This is a genomic window from Gilliamella sp. GillExp13 (genome assembly GCF_001690815.1).
In the GTDB taxonomy this organism is placed as follows: domain Bacteria; phylum Pseudomonadota; class Gammaproteobacteria; order Enterobacterales; family Orbaceae; genus Gilliamella; species Gilliamella bombi.
The window spans coordinates 12,423-30,775 of sequence record NZ_LZHJ01000023.1; the positions used below are offsets into that span (position 1 = coordinate 12,423).

At 35.1% G+C, this 18,353-nt stretch carries 17 protein-coding genes, 1 tRNA gene and 1 other RNA gene; 3 read left to right on the top strand and 16 right to left on the bottom strand.

Annotated elements, in window-relative coordinates; translation table 11 throughout:
- Positions 1-2 precede the first annotated feature (2 nt).
- The 10 genes from pnp to proQ all read right to left on the bottom strand — a co-directional run bounded on the left by pnp (position 3) and on the right by proQ (position 9,799).
- Positions 3-2,117 carry a polyribonucleotide nucleotidyltransferase gene (pnp, locus tag A9G37_RS01580; protein ID WP_065574425.1) on the bottom strand — a complete coding sequence of 705 codons (2,115 nt, stop codon included), beginning with the start codon at positions 2,115-2,117 and terminating at the stop codon, positions 3-5.
- 307 nt (positions 2,118-2,424) lie between these two features.
- The gene (gene rpsO, locus A9G37_RS01585) at positions 2,425-2,694 is read right to left on the bottom strand and encodes a 30S ribosomal protein S15 (protein WP_034909676.1); all 270 of its coding nucleotides are present in this window, start codon (positions 2,692-2,694) and stop codon (positions 2,425-2,427) included.
- A 149-nt stretch (positions 2,695-2,843) separates the two neighbouring features.
- Complete coding sequence (locus A9G37_RS01590) at positions 2,844-3,767, bottom strand: LysR family transcriptional regulator (RefSeq protein WP_065574462.1); 924 nt, start codon at positions 3,765-3,767, stop codon at positions 2,844-2,846.
- 241 nt (positions 3,768-4,008) lie between these two features.
- The gene (locus A9G37_RS01595; RefSeq protein WP_065574426.1) at positions 4,009-4,761 is read right to left on the bottom strand and encodes a TSUP family transporter; all 753 of its coding nucleotides are present in this window, start codon (positions 4,759-4,761) and stop codon (positions 4,009-4,011) included.
- Positions 4,758-5,831 carry a chorismate synthase gene (gene aroC / locus A9G37_RS01600; RefSeq protein ID WP_065574427.1) on the bottom strand — a complete coding sequence of 358 codons (1,074 nt, stop codon included), beginning with the start codon at positions 5,829-5,831 and terminating at the stop codon, positions 4,758-4,760. Before aroC ends, A9G37_RS01595 begins: the two co-directional genes overlap by 4 nt.
- A 30-nt stretch (positions 5,832-5,861) precedes the next feature.
- Positions 5,862-6,755, bottom strand: coding sequence for a 50S ribosomal protein L3 N(5)-glutamine methyltransferase (gene prmB / locus A9G37_RS01605; RefSeq protein WP_065574428.1), 894 nt, complete (start codon positions 6,753-6,755; stop codon positions 5,862-5,864).
- 141 nt (positions 6,756-6,896) lie between these two features.
- A tRNA-Ser gene (locus A9G37_RS01610) sits at positions 6,897-6,984 on the bottom strand.
- A gap of 68 nt (positions 6,985-7,052) precedes the next feature.
- The gene (gene cydH / locus A9G37_RS12445) at positions 7,053-7,142 is read right to left on the bottom strand and encodes a cytochrome bd-I oxidase subunit CydH (protein WP_141671006.1); all 90 of its coding nucleotides are present in this window, start codon (positions 7,140-7,142) and stop codon (positions 7,053-7,055) included.
- A 14-nt stretch (positions 7,143-7,156) separates the two neighbouring features.
- Positions 7,157-9,241 (bottom strand): carboxy terminal-processing peptidase, encoded by a 2,085-nt coding sequence (prc, locus tag A9G37_RS01615; RefSeq protein WP_065574429.1) that lies wholly within the window; start codon positions 9,239-9,241, stop codon positions 7,157-7,159.
- Positions 9,242-9,250: 9 nt separating this feature from the next.
- A complete protein-coding gene (gene proQ, locus A9G37_RS01620; protein WP_065574430.1) occupies positions 9,251-9,799 on the bottom strand; it encodes an RNA chaperone ProQ in 549 nt (182 codons plus the stop codon).
- A gap of 479 nt (positions 9,800-10,278) precedes the next feature.
- Between proQ and bamE the strand changes: the two genes are divergently transcribed.
- Together bamE and rnpB are read left to right on the top strand one after the other, a co-directional pair.
- Positions 10,279-10,641 carry an outer membrane protein assembly factor BamE domain-containing protein gene (bamE, locus tag A9G37_RS01625; protein WP_065574431.1) on the top strand — a complete coding sequence of 121 codons (363 nt, stop codon included), beginning with the start codon at positions 10,279-10,281 and terminating at the stop codon, positions 10,639-10,641.
- Between the two features lie 162 nt (positions 10,642-10,803).
- Positions 10,804-11,186, top strand: an RNA gene (rnpB, locus tag A9G37_RS01630) — RNase P RNA component class A.
- 1 nt (position 11,187) lies between these two features.
- Here the strand turns inward: rnpB and A9G37_RS01635 are convergent.
- The 6 genes from A9G37_RS01635 to A9G37_RS01660 form a co-directional block, all read right to left on the bottom strand.
- Complete coding sequence (locus A9G37_RS01635) at positions 11,188-11,883, bottom strand: DedA family protein (protein WP_034909688.1); 696 nt, start codon at positions 11,881-11,883, stop codon at positions 11,188-11,190.
- 30 nt (positions 11,884-11,913) lie between these two features.
- A complete protein-coding gene (gene tldD, locus A9G37_RS01640; protein WP_065574432.1) occupies positions 11,914-13,371 on the bottom strand; it encodes a metalloprotease TldD in 1,458 nt (485 codons plus the stop codon).
- Positions 13,372-13,509: 138 nt separating this feature from the next.
- Entirely contained in the window at positions 13,510-14,985 is a 1,476-nt protein-coding gene (rng, locus tag A9G37_RS01645) for a ribonuclease G (RefSeq protein WP_034909694.1), read from the bottom strand.
- Between the two features lie 10 nt (positions 14,986-14,995).
- On the bottom strand, positions 14,996-15,481 hold the full coding sequence (gene mreD, locus A9G37_RS01650; protein WP_034909696.1) for a rod shape-determining protein MreD: 486 nt from the start codon (positions 15,479-15,481) through the stop codon (positions 14,996-14,998).
- Complete coding sequence (gene mreC, locus A9G37_RS01655) at positions 15,468-16,310, bottom strand: rod shape-determining protein MreC (protein WP_065574433.1); 843 nt, start codon at positions 16,308-16,310, stop codon at positions 15,468-15,470. Before mreC ends, mreD begins: the two co-directional genes overlap by 14 nt.
- A gap of 139 nt (positions 16,311-16,449) precedes the next feature.
- On the bottom strand, positions 16,450-17,496 hold the full coding sequence (locus A9G37_RS01660) for a rod shape-determining protein (protein ID WP_065574434.1): 1,047 nt from the start codon (positions 17,494-17,496) through the stop codon (positions 16,450-16,452).
- A gap of 368 nt (positions 17,497-17,864) precedes the next feature.
- On the opposite strand from A9G37_RS01660, the gene accB reads away from it, so the two are divergent.
- Entirely contained in the window at positions 17,865-18,320 is a 456-nt protein-coding gene (gene accB / locus A9G37_RS01665; protein WP_065574435.1) for an acetyl-CoA carboxylase biotin carboxyl carrier protein, read from the top strand.
- Positions 18,321-18,353 lie beyond the last annotated feature (33 nt).

The following is an 18,353-nucleotide window of genomic DNA, read 5'->3' on the forward strand; positions in this document are numbered from 1 at the left end:
TTTTATTCTGCTGTTGAAGTAACGTCTGCTGTAGGTTCGACAGCATCTTTCATACTCAAACGGATTCTACCTTGGCGATCAATTTCTAGTACTTTAACATTTACTTCTTGACCTACTTTTAGATAATCAGCCACTTTTTCTACTCGATGATCGGCAATTTGAGATACATGAACAAGTCCTTCTTTACCACCAATAACCGATACGAAAGCACCAAAATCAACGATTCTTGTCACTTTACCTGTATAAATTTTACCAATTTCGACATCAGCAACTAAGTTAGTAATACGTGCCATGGCATCTTTGGCTTTATTACCATCTGAAGCTGCAATCTTAACGGTACCATCATCAGTAATTTCAATAGTTGTTCCTGTTTCTTCAGTTAAAGCCCGAATTGTTGCGCCACCTTTACCGATAATATCGCGAATTTTGTCAGGATTTACATTCATTGTATAAATACGTGGTGCAAATTCTGAAATTTCTTGGCGAGGCTTATTAATTGCTTGTTCCATTACACTTAAAATATGTAAACGAGCACCTTTAGCTTGATTAAGTGCTACTTGCATAATTTCTTTGGTGATACCTTCAATTTTGATATCCATTTGCAATGCACTTACACCTTCGCGTGTACCTGCTACTTTAAAGTCCATATCACCAAGGTGGTCTTCGTCACCAAGAATATCTGACAATACGACAAACTGATCACCTTCTTTTACTAATCCCATTGCAATACCTGCAACTGATGATTTGATTGGTACTCCTGCATCCATAAGAGCAAGTGAAGCACCACAAACAGAAGCCATTGAAGATGAACCATTTGACTCAGTAATTTCAGACACAACTCGGACAGTATAGGGAAATTCTTCACGACTTGGCATTACCGCCGCAACACCTCGTTTAGCTAGGCGACCATGACCAATTTCTCGGCGTTTTGGTGAGCCAACCATGCCTGTTTCGCCAACAGAGTATGGAGGAAAATTGTAATGAAGTAAGAACCGTTCAGTATATTCACCAGTTAACTCATCAATGATTTGTGCGTCTCGCTCTGTACCTAATGTTGCAGTAACTAGTGCCTGAGTTTCACCACGTGTAAACAATGCACTACCATGAGTTCTTGGTAAGACATTAGTACGGATATCAAGTGCACGAATCATATCTTTTTCACGACCATCAATACGCGGTTCACCAGCAATAACACGCTTACGAACAATTTGACTTTCCAACTCAACAATAATATTAATCACTTCGTTTTCATCGAGTTCGTCATTTTGCTCTTTTAGTACAGCTAAAACTTCTTCTTTAATTAAATCAATTTGAGCATAACGTGCTTGTTTTTCAGTAATACGATAAGCTTCGCCCAAACGATCTTTAGCTAATTCAACAATGGCGTTATATAGCACTTCATTTTTAGCCGGTGCTACCCAATCCCATTTTTCACAATTGGCTTTTTCTACAAATTCGTTAATATTATTAATAACAACTTGTTGTTGTTCATGGCCAAATACCACCGCTGCTAACATTTGATCTTCAGTGAGTAAATCAGCTTCAGATTCAACCATTAATACTGCACTTTTTGTGCCCGCAACAACTAAGTCTAGACGACTGGCTGTAAGCTCTTTTACTGATGGATTTAATACAAATTCATTATTAATAAAGCCAACACGTGCAGCACCAATAGGGCCGTGGAATGGAACACCTGATAAGCAAAGTGCAGCAGAAGCACCAATCATTGCAACTAGGTCAGGACTCACTTCGGGATTAACTGAAACAACGGTTGCAATAATTTGGATTTCATTAACAAATCCTTCAGGAAATAATGGACGAAGCGGACGATCGATTAAACGTGCAATTAGAGTTTCACCTTCACTTGGACGACCTTCACGTTTAAAGAATCCACCAGGAATACGCCCTGCAGCATAAGTACGTTCTTGGTAATTAACTGTTAATGGGAAGAAATCTTGACCTTCTTTTACTTTTTTATTTGCAACAACCGTGACAAATACAGCGGTATCATCCATATTAACCATAACAGCTGCGGTTGCTTGACGAGCCATAATACCAGTTTCTAAAGTCACAGTATGACGACCATATTGAAATTTTTGACATGTCGGATTAAACAAAATAATGTCCTCTTGTTATCTGTTATGTTGAAGTTTGATATTTCGACAGGACGCAACATTACGCTACGCTTATTGATACTCTCTTCAACAATGTGGGGATATATACAACAAAAAGATTATTTCACTGTCACGACTAATGACAAATCTATAAATTATAGAGCTCTCATTAGTCGCGCGAAACATGAGATATAATCTTTACTTTGTTGGCTTACTTAAAATAATAACTTTTAATGCTCAATATTATATCAGAGCATCGATTTTTCACAACGAAAAAGAGGCCTAAGCCTCTTTTCAAGTAGATTGTCAATTAGCGACGTAAACCTAGTTTTTTAATCAATTGGTTATAACGTTCAATATCTTTACGACGTAAATAATCTAATAATTTACGACGGCTAGACACCATACGTAATAGACCGCGACGGCTATGGTGATCTTTTTTATGCTCAGAAAAATGACCTTGTAAATCATTAATACGTGCAGTTAAAAGAGCAACTTGAACCTCTGTTGAACCAGTGTCGTTAGTGCCACGACCATATTCGGCAACGATTTTCGCTTTAGCTTCTACAGTTAGAGACATAATAAACCTCTTAAAATAAATATAAAAAATGGAATGACCGATCTCTAATTCAGACATTCCTCGGTATCCATATAGTGAACATATGAGTTATGTAATTATACTTAAATTTATAAAAATAGCAATTTGATTTATTTAGTTAACAGCAGTATTTACTTAAGCTCAAAACCATACTCTTCTTGAATTAGTTTTTTTAGTGCCTCAATATAATTTTGAGCTGATAAGCTTAGTTGAGCCTTTTGTGATGTAATCCAACCTATTAGAATTTTTTCTTCTACATCTAACGGTATTGATAAAATATCAGATCCGTTTAAGTCTGCACTTAAAACCCCTGTGCTAATGGTATAACCATTAAGTCCATGCAATAAGTTAAATAAGGTTGCTCTATCACTGACGTGTATACTCTTTTTATGATAAACCGTACTTAAAATTTCTTCGGAAAAATAAAATGAGTTATATTCGCCCTGCTCAAAAGAGAGATAAGGGTAATCCTCTAAATCATCTAAAGTTAATAACTTCATGGATGATAATGGATGATGAGTACTAATAAATACATGAGGATTAGCTTCAAAAAGTGGATTAAAGGTTAATCTATGTTCTTTCAGTAACCGTAAAATCACTTTTTGATTAAAATCATTCAAATACAAGATACCAACTTCACTACGTAAATTAGCAACATCGGTGATGATATCATGTGTTTTAGTTTCCCGAAGCGTAAACTCATACTCATCTGTTTGATTATTTTTAATTAAATTAACAAAAGCATTAACTGCAAAAGCGTAATGCTGAGTAGATATACTACATAACTGCTTAGAGGGTTCTTTTTTTGAGTAGTGCTGTTCCAATAGCTCAGCTTGATCTAGAACTTGTTTGGCATAACCTAAAAACTCAACGCCATCAGGTGAAAGTGAAACTCCTTTAGAACTGCGCACAAAAATCTCAATACCAAATTCAGCTTCTAGATCTTTCACCGATGTTGATAAGCTTGGCTGAGTAATATATAAATTCTTAGCGGCTTCATTTATTGAGCCAGAACGTGCTATTTCTAAAATATAGCGTAATTGTTGAAGTTTCATAATATTTGGACGTGTTAACACAAACTATCTTATATAACACAAATATATACTAAATAATATTTAAGTGAAATAAATACTTGTTGCTATTTTATACTCAAACATATAGTTACCTGAAAGTTTTTGACAAAAAATTTAATATAAATGAATTATGAAAAGTACAAATGAGAAGCAGTAGGATTGATAATAAAATTACTTTAGATATTTTAGGTAAAAAAATGTGAATTATTTGGCTTATAAGTATCTAAAAAAAGTTTTCGTAAATTAATTTTATACTCATAAGGGTCGAAACAGTAATTAACATTGGTCGAATTAATTGACGACCTTTGGCGATGACCATTTTAGCTCCAAGCCTTGCTCCTATAAATTGACCAACTAGCATAACCAATCCAATTGACCATATTACTTCTCCTCCTATAATAAAAAACAACAAACCGGCCAAATTTGAGGTGAAGTTTAGAACTTTGGTATGTGCAGTCGCTTTGGTTAAATTAAAACCAGCTAACGTGATATAAGCTAATGCATAAAGTGAACCAGCACCAGGGCCAAAAAAGCCATCATAAAAACCTATACCAAAGGCGGGAATTAATGCAAATTGAATAAGTGAAAAGCGACTGTTACGGTCGTTTTCTCCAATAGTTGGAGAAAGTAAAAAATAGAGTCCAACACTAATAGTTAAAATAGGTAATAATAATTTTAAAAAATCAGCTTGGATACACATCACAGATAATGTACCAATTGCTGAACCAGCAAAAGCAAAAGCGATTGCCCATTTCTGTTGTTTCAAATCCACCATATGCTGTCGAATAAAATATAGGCTAGCAGAAAACGAACCACCGCAACTTTGCAATTTATTGGTTGCCAATGCACTAGCTGGTGGTAGTCCAACAGCAAGCAATGCAGGGACAGTCAATAAACCACCTCCGCCAGCAATGGAGTCAATAAAACCAGCCAAAGCAGCAATCAGAAAAAGTAAAATAAGCAGATCATAACTCATAATTTATTGACATCACCACATTGAGCCCGATAACGAAGGTAGTGATCCATCAGCACAATAGCAACCATTGCTTCAGCAATTGGTACAGCTCGAATGCCAACACATGGATCATGTCGACCATGTGTAGATACTTCAACGCTTTCACCCAAAATATTAACTGATTGACCAGGAATTTCTATACTAGGTGTGGGTTTAAGTGCTATGCTGGCTGATATGGTTTGTCCTGAACTAATACCACCTAAAATCCCACCAGCATGATTGGATAAAAAGCCCTTAGGTGTTATTTCATCACGATTTTCGCTACCACGTTTATTAACCACAGCAAAACCATCACCAATTTCTACACCTTTCACAGCATTAATACTCATTAGTGCATGCGCAAGATCAGCATCTAGTTTATCAAATACAGGTTCGCCAAGTCCTACTGGAATATTCTCAGCAACAATGCAAACTTTCGCACCTATTGAGTCACTCTCTTTTTTTAGTGACCGAAGCAACTGTTCAAGTGCATCTAATTTACTTTCATCTGCACAAAAAAATGGATTGCGTTCAACTTGTTGCCAGTCTTTCAATTCACAATTTACATCGCCCATTTGAGCTAAATAACCACGAATAGTAATGCCAAGCTTTTCATGTAGATATTTTTTTGCAATAGCGCCGGCAGCAACTCTCATAGCCGTTTCACGAGCAGAGGAGCGACCGCCACCACGATAATCTCGTATACCATATTTATTTTGATAAGTGTAATCTGCATGGCTTGGTCTGAAGATATCTTTAATTTTACTATAATCTTGAGAACGTTGATCGGTATTTTCAATAAGTAAACCAATACTCGTCCCTGTTGTAACTCCTTCAAATACGCCTGACAAAATTTTAACTTGATCAACTTCTCGGCGTTGAGTTGTATAACGAGATGAGCCAGGTCTACGACGATCAAGATCAATTTGCATGTCTGATTCTGTTAACGCAAGTCCAGGAGGAACACCATCGACAACACACCCTAATGCTACACCGTGTGATTCACCAAATGTGGTTACTTTGAATAATTTTCCGATTGAGTTTCCAGCCATAATAAATTTATTCCAATGATTAAAAACAGCTTATTTAAAACAATAATGATATTGGATCAATTCTTCACGTGTGATAGAAAACACACCCAACCCACCACGTTCAAATTCTATCCAATTAAAAGGGACATCGAAATATTGTTGTTGTAAGCTAACCCAACTATTACCAACTTCACAAACTAATACTCCTTCTGGTGTTAAATAATTTATCGCATCTCGTAAAATTTTTTTTACCAGATCTAAACCATCAAAGCCTGCTTCTAATGCTAATTTAGGTTCATATAAAAACTCGTCTGGCAAATCACTCATATCTTCACTATCAACATAAGGCGGATTAGTGACAATCAGATCGTATTGTTTTTCTGGCACATCATCAAATAGATCTGACAAAATAGGAGTAACTTGAAAATCCATTTCGTGCATTTCAATATTTGTTTTGGCGATATCTAATGCTTCTAAGGAAATATCAGTTATATCAACTTGAGCATCAGCAAACTCATAAGCACAAGCAATCCCTATACAGCCACTACCAGTACATAGATCTAAAATATTTTTAGGTTCAGTTAATATTATTTGCTCAAAATGGTTATCAATTAGTTCACCAATAGGAGAACGAGGAATTAATACACGTTCATCAACATAAAAAGCATGTCCACAAAACCAAGCTTGGTTAGTTAAATAAGGGGTTGGTACACGATCTTTTATTCGCTTTTGAATAATATCAATAATTTGATTTTTTTCATCATTAGTTAGATTTGCGGAATAAAATTCTTCAGGAATAAACAACGATAATCCTAACGTTTCTAAAACTAATTGTTTAGACTCATCAATAGGATTATCTGTACCATGACCTAAAAAGACATCTGATAGACTAAGTTGTGATGCTGTCCAGCGTATAAAGTCTTGAACTGTGCGTAAGTTTTCCATAATAACTCCAAATGATTTAGGAGAGGAAGGTATTGTTTGTCATTTTAAATAACAACTATAAATTACGAACTATTAAAATAATCTAGATAGCTAGTTTTATAGCGTTATGAACTAATGGTCCCATCTTTTAATGACTCAATATGGCGGTGAGGAAGGGATTCGAACCCTTGATACGTTGCCGTATACACACTTTCCAGGCGTGCTCCTTCAACCACTCGGACACCTCACCTCATTAGAACCCACTTTCCAAAAGTAGGTTGCATACTATAATGATCACCAACTAATTAATCAAGCTTTTTAATTCACACAAACAATAAAACCAAATGTTGCCAAAACAGCTAACACAGCAATAGTTGTGATTAAAGCATATTTTAAATTTGAATCCATTATGTTATCTCCAATTATTTATTAGCTTTCTCGATTGGTAAATCAAACGTAATAACCTCTTTAATAGGGTTATTGCCTTTGATTTTGGGATAATTAGGTGCAAAATCAAGAAGTATCTCGATAGATTCATCTAAGTAAGCATCAGGTTTTTTATAATTTTTTGGTAAATTATCTAATTTAGTAATTGATGGTAAACCTACCTTATTTAAACGTGCATTAGTTCTTTTTAAATCACGTTCCTCATTATTTTTTTGTTCTGATTCTCGTTTTTTCTTATTAAGTGAAACAATGTATTGACGATCTTTTTTATCATTAAATCGTTTAATATCTTCATCAATATACATAAATTCAGGATTATGTGAAATTCTAGACAAATGTTGTGATTCTAAGTCAGGCAACAATGGCTTAATATTGGCAAGAGTCAAATAATCGGCGGACGGTATTTTATCCCACGGTAATGCGTTATCTAAAAAACGCTCTCCCGTTTCATCAACATACTTAACTTTATTCATTTCAATATCTGGCTCAACGCCTTTTAATTGTGTGCTACCACCATTGATACGATAAAACTTCTGAATAGTATATTGAGCTCCGCCAAGTTCAGGCCAACTTGGATGTAGTCTTGCATCAACTGGATAAGAGATGTTACGAGAAGTTTGTACTGTTCCCTTACCATAAGTGGTTTCACCAACTATTAATGCTCGCCCATAATCTTGCATAGCCGCAGAAAATATTTCTGATGCGGATGCACTATAACGATTAATCATAACAACAAGTGGCCCGGTGTATTCGATACCTTTATTCTTATCATTGTAAGTGATGACTTTTTGTAAATTATCACGTACCTGAACAACTGGTCCAGTATCAATGAATAAGCCAGTTAAATTGATAACTTCGGTTAATGAACCACCACCATTATCACGTAAATCAATAACTAAACCTTGCAAATTTTCTTTATTTGCTTTTGATAAGAGTCCTTCAACTTTTTCCGTTAATCCCATATAGAAACTTGGTATTTCAATAACGCCAACTTTACCACGTGGATTATCAATAATATTTAATTTCGCTTCTCTATCTTCAAAATGAATCTTATCACGAGTGAGCTCAATTACTTTTGCCTTACTATTATTACCAGCAGGTAAAATTTCCAATCTTACAACAGTACCTTTAGGTCCACGAATTTTATCGACAATATCATCCAAGCGCCACCCAATAACATCTTCAATTCCAGAATTACTTTGACCTACTCCAATAATCCTATCCCCGATGGTAAGTAACTTACTCTTTTCAGCAGGTCCGCCTGTTACAAAAGACATAATCACAGTATAGTCATCTTGCTGGCTTAATGTTGCACCAATGCCTTCAAATGATAAACTCATTTCGGAATCAAAATCTCGTTTTTTACGTGGTGCCAAATAACTAGTGTGAGGATCAATTTCTCTGGCAAATGCATTCATAAATACTTGAAAGGCATCTTCATTATTTGATTGCATTATCGTTTTCAAAACGCGATTGTAACGTTTACTTAAAACTTTACGGATCTCTTTTTCATTTTTTCCTGATAAGGATAAACTCAATTCATCATATTTAACACGCTTATCCCAATAAACATTAAGTTCGTTTTCTGATGTCGGCCAAGCAATTTCTTCACGATTAAAATCAATTTCATCATTGGCAGAAAAATCCATAGGCCGTTGTAAAACTTCAAGAGCATATTGATAACGGTCATAACGTTTTTTCAAAAAAAGATTGTAAATATCATAAGCCGTCTTTAAATTACCATCGATTAATTCTTGACCTAAAGACTCTTGTCTATTTCGAAAACCATCAACATCACTTTGAATAAAAATGGATTTACTGCCATCCAATAATTTGAAATAGCGATCAAAAATCTGAGCTGAAAAAGCACCATCCAAGGAAAAATTACGATAATGTGATTGAGTAAAAAAACTCGTTACACGCTTAGCAACAACTTGGTGGATATCATCTTGCTTTAGAACTGGTATTTGTTCATTAGCTTGCGGTTTTGCCTGAACATTTTGGCTAAAAATACCAAAAATAAGGCTAAGTGTAATAATACCATTGAGTAATTTATTCATTCAAACTCTCTACCTATTGATAATATGTTCAGGTTTGACCGTTAACTCCATACCTGCACCAACCTTTACCTTAATATGCTCTTTTTCAATATTAATGACTTGTACTTTTATAGGTTTATTACCTACTATGACTTTAACAAAATCACCAATTTTTAAAGCCTTAGCTTTTTTAGGAAGCATCCGAGTAGCTTTACGTTTTTCTTTTTCACGTTCTTTAAAACGCTCTTTAGCTTTTTCTTTGCTCTCTTTCAACTGTTGTTGCGCATGATCTATCTGTTCTTGGCTAATAACCTCAGTAGGATTACCATCTAAATCAACACGATTGGCTCCTTCTTTTATAGTATATAAGTAACGCCAACTCATTGTGTATGAGCGCAGTGCGGCACGAAGTTTAGTTTTACTAAGTTCGTCATTACCATATAAACGAGAAATAATATCTTGAAAAATTCCAATCTTTAATGGCTTTGCCTCACCTTCAAGGGTAAAACAATTTGGGAATTGTTGAGCTAAATAAGCAATAATCTCTTTACTATTTGTTAATTGAAACTGTTTTTCCATTGGTTATTCCATAGCAACTAAATTTTACTAGCGTTAAAGTATATCGCAGCTTATATAATAACACTAACTATCTTTTTCGGTTTATTAATAAATTGTTATAAAATCTTTAATATCTGTATGTATTTGGCATAAAAGCCAAACAGCTTATTCATTAGTTGATAGTTAATTAAATGCTACCACTCAAAATCGATTAAAATAAATACTAAAAACGAATTAAACTATCAAATTCTCTCTTGTATTGGGTAGAAAAGAATAACATAGATACTTATGGTTATAAACTAAGATAAGTTAAAAAAAGGAAATAAAATTTAGTGAATGGTATAGAGAAGATGTAACTATCTCCTAAAAAAGTACAGCACTAAAGAATTAAATTTTTTAATTATACCTTCAGTTGCCCTATCTTGAACGTTATAAAACATATGCTATTATCAATTCACATTTCATATAAACTACAAATTAACACAATAGGCAACTATATCATGAAAAATATTAAGAAATTTCTGCTCATCCTTTGTTCTATACTTGCTTTATCAGCATGTACACAAAAAAATCTTGTTGAGCAAGGCACACCGCTTAATAACGCAAAAGTAAGCAAAATTGTTGAAGGGTCATCAACTGAAGCTCAGATTTTGTCCTTATTTGGTGAGCCAACAACAAAAACCACTATCAATAGCAACGAAACACAGTGGACATATCAATACACTAAAAAGAGCTCAACAAGTCATATGTTAATTGGCGAAACGCAATACAATATTATTGAAGGAAAGCTTGATATTATTATGTCTAAAGGGGTAGTAACATGGTTCAATTATAATGAAAACCAACGACAGAAAAAATGGTAATAAATTATCTTGTTTTATAGCACATCACCAAGATGTGCTAAGAATTTGTTATTTAAATCCTTTGGAATTACATTACTTTACTCATGTTTAAATTTCAGGCATCTATTTCCTAAAGAAAAGACATCTCTGGACAATATTGCGCTTTAGGTTATACTCATCAACGAAATTAACCAGACAATCGCTGCTTTGTTGTTTTTATAAAGAAATAAACAAAGGGGAGGAAAGTCCGGGCTCCATAGGGCAGAGTGCCAGGTAACGCCTGGGGGATTTTTGCGAGAGTGAAAATTCACGACAAGTGCAACAGAGAGTAAACCGCCGATGGCTTATTTTATAAGATCAGGTAAGGGTGAAAGGGTGTGGTAAGAGCACACCGCGCAACTGGTAACAGTTGTGGCACGGTAAACTCCACTCGGAGCAAGGTCAAATAGGGATTCATTGGCGTGGCCCGCGTTGAATCCGGGTAGACTGCTTGAGCTAATGCGTGAGTATTAGCCTAGAGGAATGATTGTCCACGACAGAACCCGGCTTATCGGTTAATTTCACCTTCTACTTCTTGTTATCATTTAATCCAATTTTAGATTGCTTTTTATTGCTTAAAGAGCGCTTAACAGCAAGAAAAATTGAAAAAATTAACCCTAACACCAATAACAAAACAGGTATTAGCATTAATAAAGACATGATCTGCTTTTCATACTCTTTGAAAACTGGTGATAATCCAAATAGGTAACCTAATGTCACAATCAAGAAAATCCATAATGTAGCACTGATTATATTATAAATATGGAATTTTCGACTATGTAGTCCTGATAATCCAGCCATCATCGGTAATAATGTACGTACAAAAGCAATAAATCGCCCAATAAATAGCGCTTGTAATCCATACTTATGGAATAATACTTCAGATTTATGATGATATTTTTCAGGTATATGTGCCATCCAACCTTGGACAAGCTTAGTATTGCCAAGCCAAAGTCCTTGAGCATAACCTAACCAAGTACCTAAAGCAGCGCCAGCAATTAAAATAAAATTAATTAAACCAAAATGGAATACATTTTGGCTAATTAACACACCAGTTAAGAATAATAGACTGTCTCCAGGTAAAAAAGCCGCTGGTAAAACGCCATTTTCTAAAAGAATAATGACAAACAACATCCCATATAGTGTCCATAGCACATTAGGGTTTGAAAGCGTTGCAATATCCAAATTAACAAACGCATGATAAAGTGTAATTATTGTTTCCATCTATTTTTAAATCCCATTGATGTATTATTATTAGTGGTTAATGGTACCACCAACGGTTAAATTATCCACTTTTAAAGTGGGTTGCCCAACCCCAACAGGTACGCTCTGCCCTGCTTTACCACAAACACCCACACCAGAATCTAATGCTAAATCATTACCTACCATAGATATTTGCTGCATAGTTTCTATACCTGAACCAATTAATGTTGCACCTTTAACTGGAGTTGTTATTTTTCCCTTTTCAATCAAGTAAGCTTCTGAAGTTGAAAACACAAACTTACCAGAGGTGATATCTACTTGTCCACCAGCAAAATTAGGGGCATAAAGACCATAATCAACGCTACTAATAATATCGTCAAAAGAAGACTTTCCTGCCAACATATAGGTATTAGTCATTCTTGGCATAGGTAAGTAAGCATATCCTTCGCGACGACCATTACCAGTTGAACATGTATTCATCAATTTTGCGTTGAGCTTATCAAACATATAACCTTTTAAAATACCATTTTCAATAAGCACTGTTTTTTGGCTTGGAGTACCTTCGTCATCAATAGATAGTGAGCCTCGACGGTTTTCAATTGTACCATCATCAACAATAGTGCAAACTTCTGAGGTGACTTGTTCACCAATTTTCCCAGAAAAAACTGAACTATTTTTACGATTGAAATCGCCTTCTAAGCCATGGCCTACAGCCTCATGTAACAAAACCCCAGGCCAACCAGCACCTAAAACAACAGGCATTGTTCCTGCTGGCGCAGCTTTAGCAGAAAGAGAAACGAGTGCTTGACGCACGGCTTCTCGGGCATAGCTGTCAGCATAACTTTCTGATGTTTTTGGGTTGATTGTTAAAAAATATTCATACCCAAATCGACCACCGCCTCCACTACTTCCTCGCTCACGTCTACCCTCTTTTTCAACCAAAACTGAAACGGATAAACGCACCAAAGGACGGATGTCAGCTTTTAATGTACCATCAGTTGCGGCTATTAAAATATCTTCATAACTTCCAGTCAAACTAGCTGAAACTTCAATAACTCTAGGATCGATTGAACGTGCTAAGTAATCAATTTGTTGCAACAATTCAATTTTCTGTTCTTTAGAAAAAGAATTGATCGGGTTGATTGACGAGTATATAGATACTGTTTGAGCAGATTTAAATGGCGTCACTTTGATAGGTGTTTGTATTTTAGTGATTGAATTTGCTGCGAATATACTTTGTTCTAACCGTGCTAATGAAAGCTGATCAGTATAAGCAAACCCTGTTTTTTCGCCAACAACGGCTCTAACACCAACTCCTTGGTCACGATGAAATGAGGCATTTTTTATAATACCATCTTCAAGTAACCAGTTTTCATAATAACCAGATAGAAAATACAAATCACCAAAATCAATTTTCCTTGAGCTCAACATATCAAGCAAATGCGAAAGATCTTGTTGGTTTAGATTATTTGGGTTGAGCAGTCGTTCACTCACTTGAGTTACTATCATAAATTCCTTAAATTCTAATTGTTAACAGAAGTTTTTTGATAATCGATTATAACTAGTTGATCATAATAATTATTTAACTTTCATCATTTTTATACTGAAACGTATAGTTACCTGAAACTTTTTTACAAGATATTGCTTCTACATTAATACAACATCATATTGTTCTTGAATATAAAGTGGTTCAACTTTTACTTCAACACGTTTACCCACAAACACCTCAACTTCAGCTAAAGCATGGGACTCATCATTAGTTAAAGCATTAGCCACCGCAGCCGAAGCATAGACCAAAAAGTATTCTGAATGATGCGCTTTATAAACACGAACTATATCACGTAAAATTTCGTTACAAACAGTTTCCACCGATTTGACCATACCACGACCTTTACATGCTGGACATTCTTCACACAGAATATGCCCTATACTTTCACGTGTTCGCTTACGGGTCATTTCGACTAAACCTAAACTCGAAAATAAATTAACAGTTGTTCTAGCTCTATCTTTAGATAAAGAATCATGGAGCGATTGTAACACCCGTTCACGATGCAAATCTTCTTGCATATCAATAAAATCAATAATAATAATGCCCCCCAAATTACGCAAACGTAATTGACGGGCAATCGCTATTGTTGCCTCAATATTAGTATTAAAAATCGTTTCTTCTAAATTTCGATGACCTACAAATGCACCAGTATTGATATCAATAGTAGTCATGGCTTCGGTTTGATCAATAATTAAATACCCACCAGACTTTAATTTAACTTTACGATCTAATGCCCTTTGAATCTCATTTTCGGTATCATAAAGATCGAAAATAGGAATATTACCACGATAAAGAGATAATTTATTGGTTACTTCAGGCATAAATTCTTTTGTAAATTCAACCAATAAATCATAAGTTAATTTTGAATCTACTAAAATTCGTTCAATTGGATCACCAACAAAATCGCGCAATACACGTTGGGATAATGCCAATTCCCCATAAACTAGATTCTTACTTACTGGGCGAGCCATGCGTTCTTGAATTTTAGTCCAAAGTCGTTTTAAAAAATTGGCATCTTGTTCTAACTCATGCGCACTTGCCCCTTCTGCGGCCGTTCTAACAATGAAACCAGCTTCTGTTGTCACATATTGCTCAACAATGTTTTTTAACCTTTCACGTTCTTGTTCACTTTCTATGCGTTGTGATGTGGCTACATGTGCAGAATTTGAGCCAGGCATTAATACCAAATAACGTGATGGCAAAGTAATATCGGTTGTAAGCCTAGCTCCTTTAGTTCCCAATGGATCTTTAACCACTTGTACCATTAAGTCCTGTCCTTGGCGAACAAGTTCAGAGATATCTTTTACTTGAAATTGTTCTTGCTCTGTATCTGATACGCACTCAGTATGAGGCATAATATCTGATGCATGCAAAAAAGCAGCTTTATCAAGACCAATATCGACAAAAGCGGCTTGCATGCCAGGCAAAATACGAATTATCTTACCTTTATAAATATTTCCAACAATACCGCGTCTAGACTCACGATCAACATGGATTTCTTGCAATACACCATCTTCGATATAAGCAACTCGAGTTTCAGATGGCGTTACATTCATTAATAATTCAACAGACATAGATTTCCTTTTAATTGATAGCAAAGCTTCGTCTTATTAGTCGTAAAAATAAATAGATACCAATCCATAATAGACTATCTATACAGCTTGATATAAAAATCAATGGCGATATTGTTATAGTATGATAAATACAGACTTGAAATAAAAATACCAGTAAATTATAACATATCGATATCCCAAAGATGATAAACGACTGTTGCCATAACGCTAAATTACGTATCAATTGGAATTTAAAAACAAATAAATAAGCAATAAATGAATAAATAAAGGCATGGATTCCTAAAATAGAACCAGTACATAGATCCATTATAGTTCCAAAAACAAAAGCAGTACCAATCCCAACTCGATGAGGAAGCGCTATCAACCAATAAGCAAAAATTAAGATCAGTATATGTGGTTTAAATATACTATATGATGGAGACCATGGAATGATTTGTAAACATAAGCCTATTAATAGCGTTATCCAAATAATTATTATTCGATTACGACCCCTCATGTTTTACTCCTTGATTTCCCCACAATAACAATAAATAACGTAAACGCTTCAAATCCGCTGTCGGTGTTGCTGAAATAATTGGGGTTGAATCTGTAATATCAAGTTTTACTGAACTAACTACGGCTACCGGATATCCTTCAGGAAAACGACCATCAAGCCCTGAAGTAACTAAAATATCACCGACTTTTATATCAACGTTATTAGGCATAAATTCTAATGTTAAATCATTACTACACCCGTTTCCCACAGCAACCATGCCAATATCGTTTCTTAATACTTGTACTGGTATCGCATGTTGATAATCGCACAATAAAATTGCACGACTAGTTGATTGAGCTGTTTCATAAATTTGCCCTACAATCCCTTTTTCATCAACGACAGGTTGCCCAACATAAACACCATCTTGTTTACCTTTATTTACAACAAATTGATAAACATAAGGATCAGTGTCTATAAGCAATACTTGTGCTGCCATCTTCTGTTCATCATGCCTTAAAGGAGAACCTAACAATTCACGAAGTCTATCATTTTCATGTTTTAAATGCTCAAGTAACAATAAATCATTTTTGTGTTGTAATAAGTCTGCATGCAAATTTGCATTTTCATTTATTAATGTTTCTCGTGTTTTGGACATCTCGTAAAGAGAATCAAACGACGACTTTGGTGCATTGGAAACATAATATAGAGGAGAAATAAGGGTATCTAAATAATAACGAATTTCTTTAAATGGATGATAATTGATATCTAATACAATTAGAACCAAGGCTAACGCCAGAGAAGTAAATAATTGTACACTAAGAGGGGAGCGTTTAGAAAAAAGTAATTTCATTGCCGGTACTTACCTGTTTAAAGCTCAAGATCTAATTATTTCAAAATATGACTCCGCCGACACGATTGTCGGCGGGGAAAATATGATATGCATGCTTATTGTCTTATCAAAATAAAACTAATCAACAATAACTTATTAATTACTCTTCACTAAATAGATCACCACCATGCATATCAACCATATCTAACGCCTTACCGCCACCTCTGGCAACGCACGTTAATGGATCTTCAGCCACTACTACATGAATACCTGTTTCAGCCGATAATAACTTATCAATATTACGTAATAGAGCACCACCACCGGTTAAAACCATACCATGTTCTGAAATATCAGAAGCAAGCTCAGGAGGGCACTGCTCTAATGCAACTTTTACCGCACTAACAATACCGCTTAATGGCTCTTGTAATGCTTCTAAAATTTCATTAGAGTTTAAAGTAAAGCTACGCGGCACACCTTCAGCAAGATTTCGTCCACGCACTTCAATTTCGAGAACTTCATCACCAGGATAAGCACTACCAATAAAATGTTTGATTTTTTCGGCTGTTGCCTCGCCAATTAAAGCGCCATAATTGCGACGAACGTAGTTAATAATCGCTTCATCAAATCGGTCACCACCAATACGAGCAGATGCAGAATAAACAACACCATTTAGTGAAATGACAGCTACTTCGGTAGTTCCACCACCAATATCAACAACCATTGAACCAGTAGGCGCAGATACAGGTAAATCAGCACCTATAGCAGCTGCCATTGGCTCTTCAATTAAATACACTTCACGAGCACCTGCGCCTAAGGCTGACTCTCGGATAGCTCGACGTTCAACTTGTGTAGCACCTACAGGAACACAAACAAGTACGCGAGGACTTGGTCTTAAAAAACTATGGCTATGAACTTGACGGATAAAGTGCTGCAACATTTCTTCAGTAACAGAAAAATCAGCAATAACGCCATCTTTCATCGGTCTAATGGCTGCTATATTACCTGGTGTTCGCCCTAACATTAGTTTCGCAGCATGCCCAACAGCAGCAACACTTTTTCGAGTACCTGTGCGATGATCTTGGCGAATCGCTACAACAGAAGGTTCGTTTAATACTATACCTTGCCCTTTTACATAAATAAGTGTATTTGCTGTACCTAAATCGATTGATAAATCATTTGAAAACAAGCCACGAACTTTTTTGAACATAATAAAAACTCTTCCTAGAATTAATCTTGTTTAAGTATATTTCAGTATTAAAAACCACCATGGAATCAAAAAATAAATATTTCAAATTTATCAAGGCTAAATGGAGTATTATTTAATCCTTTCAAACCATAGCAAATCTCAATAGTAATTAACGGTCGATATTGTATCGCAATTATAAAATAATACCTAGAAAATAGTATAACAAGTGATTGTAAAGGAGATATATAATGACAAAATCTGTTTTACAGTGTATTCTTCCGCGTTAATGTTGAGTTACAACTTTATTACCGACTAAAAAACAGCTTTAGTCGATAATAAGGATGCATTTAAATAATTGTTACTTATATCAAATAAACACGGTGTAATTCATGGATATACGCAAAATTAAAAAGTTAATTGAATTAGTTGAAGAGTCAGGTATTTCAGAGCTTGAAATTTCTGAAGGTGAGGAATCAGTTCGAATTAGTCGAGCAGCTCCTACTACAAACTATTCTGCGCCAGTACAAAATATTCAAATTCCTCAACCAGCTCCTGTTGTAGTTGCTCCAACCGTTCAAACAGAAGTTGTAACTGATAATATGGTAACTGATGGTACAACAATTAAATCCCCAATGGTTGGAACTTTTTATCGTACACCTAGCCCAGAATCAAAAGCTTTTGTTGAAATTGGCCAAACAGTAAATGTTGGCGATGTGCTTTGCATCGTTGAAGCGATGAAAATGATGAACCAAATTGAATCAGAAAAAGCTGGTACAATAAAAGCCATATTGGTTGAAAATGGTCAACCAGTTGAATTTGATCAGCCACTATTCATTATTGAATAATCTGAATTTATTATTGACAATACGATTAAGAGA

What these genes read in the sequence shown, in the direction of transcription:
- cydH (WP_141671006.1), bottom strand. Translation starts at nt 7,142, where the DNA reads ATGGATTCAAATTTAAAATATGCTTTAATCACAACTATTGCTGTGTTA.
- mreD (WP_034909696.1), bottom strand. Translation starts at nt 15,481, where the DNA reads ATGAGGGGTCGTAATCGAATAATAATTATTTGGATAACGCTATTAATA.
- A9G37_RS01660 (WP_065574434.1), bottom strand. Translation starts at nt 17,496, where the DNA reads ATGTTCAAAAAAGTTCGTGGCTTGTTTTCAAATGATTTATCAATCGAT.
- tldD (WP_065574432.1), bottom strand. Translation starts at nt 13,371, where the DNA reads ATGATAGTAACTCAAGTGAGTGAACGACTGCTCAACCCAAATAATCTA.
- aroC (WP_065574427.1), bottom strand. Translation starts at nt 5,831, where the DNA reads ATGGCTGGAAACTCAATCGGAAAATTATTCAAAGTAACCACATTTGGT.
- prc (WP_065574429.1), bottom strand. Translation starts at nt 9,241, where the DNA reads ATGAATAAATTACTCAATGGTATTATTACACTTAGCCTTATTTTTGGT.
- accB (WP_065574435.1), top strand. Translation starts at nt 17,865, where the DNA reads ATGGATATACGCAAAATTAAAAAGTTAATTGAATTAGTTGAAGAGTCA.
- A9G37_RS01635 (WP_034909688.1), bottom strand. Translation starts at nt 11,883, where the DNA reads ATGGAAACAATAATTACACTTTATCATGCGTTTGTTAATTTGGATATT.
- bamE (WP_065574431.1), top strand. Translation starts at nt 10,279, where the DNA reads ATGAAAAATATTAAGAAATTTCTGCTCATCCTTTGTTCTATACTTGCT.
- A9G37_RS01595 (WP_065574426.1), bottom strand. Translation starts at nt 4,761, where the DNA reads ATGAGTTATGATCTGCTTATTTTACTTTTTCTGATTGCTGCTTTGGCT.
- A9G37_RS01590 (WP_065574462.1), bottom strand. Translation starts at nt 3,767, where the DNA reads ATGAAACTTCAACAATTACGCTATATTTTAGAAATAGCACGTTCTGGC.
- rpsO (WP_034909676.1), bottom strand. Translation starts at nt 2,694, where the DNA reads ATGTCTCTAACTGTAGAAGCTAAAGCGAAAATCGTTGCCGAATATGGT.
- proQ (WP_065574430.1), bottom strand. Translation starts at nt 9,799, where the DNA reads ATGGAAAAACAGTTTCAATTAACAAATAGTAAAGAGATTATTGCTTAT.
- rng (WP_034909694.1), bottom strand. Translation starts at nt 14,985, where the DNA reads ATGTCTGTTGAATTATTAATGAATGTAACGCCATCTGAAACTCGAGTT.
- mreC (WP_065574433.1), bottom strand. Translation starts at nt 16,310, where the DNA reads ATGAAATTACTTTTTTCTAAACGCTCCCCTCTTAGTGTACAATTATTT.
- prmB (WP_065574428.1), bottom strand. Translation starts at nt 6,755, where the DNA reads ATGGAAAACTTACGCACAGTTCAAGACTTTATACGCTGGACAGCATCA.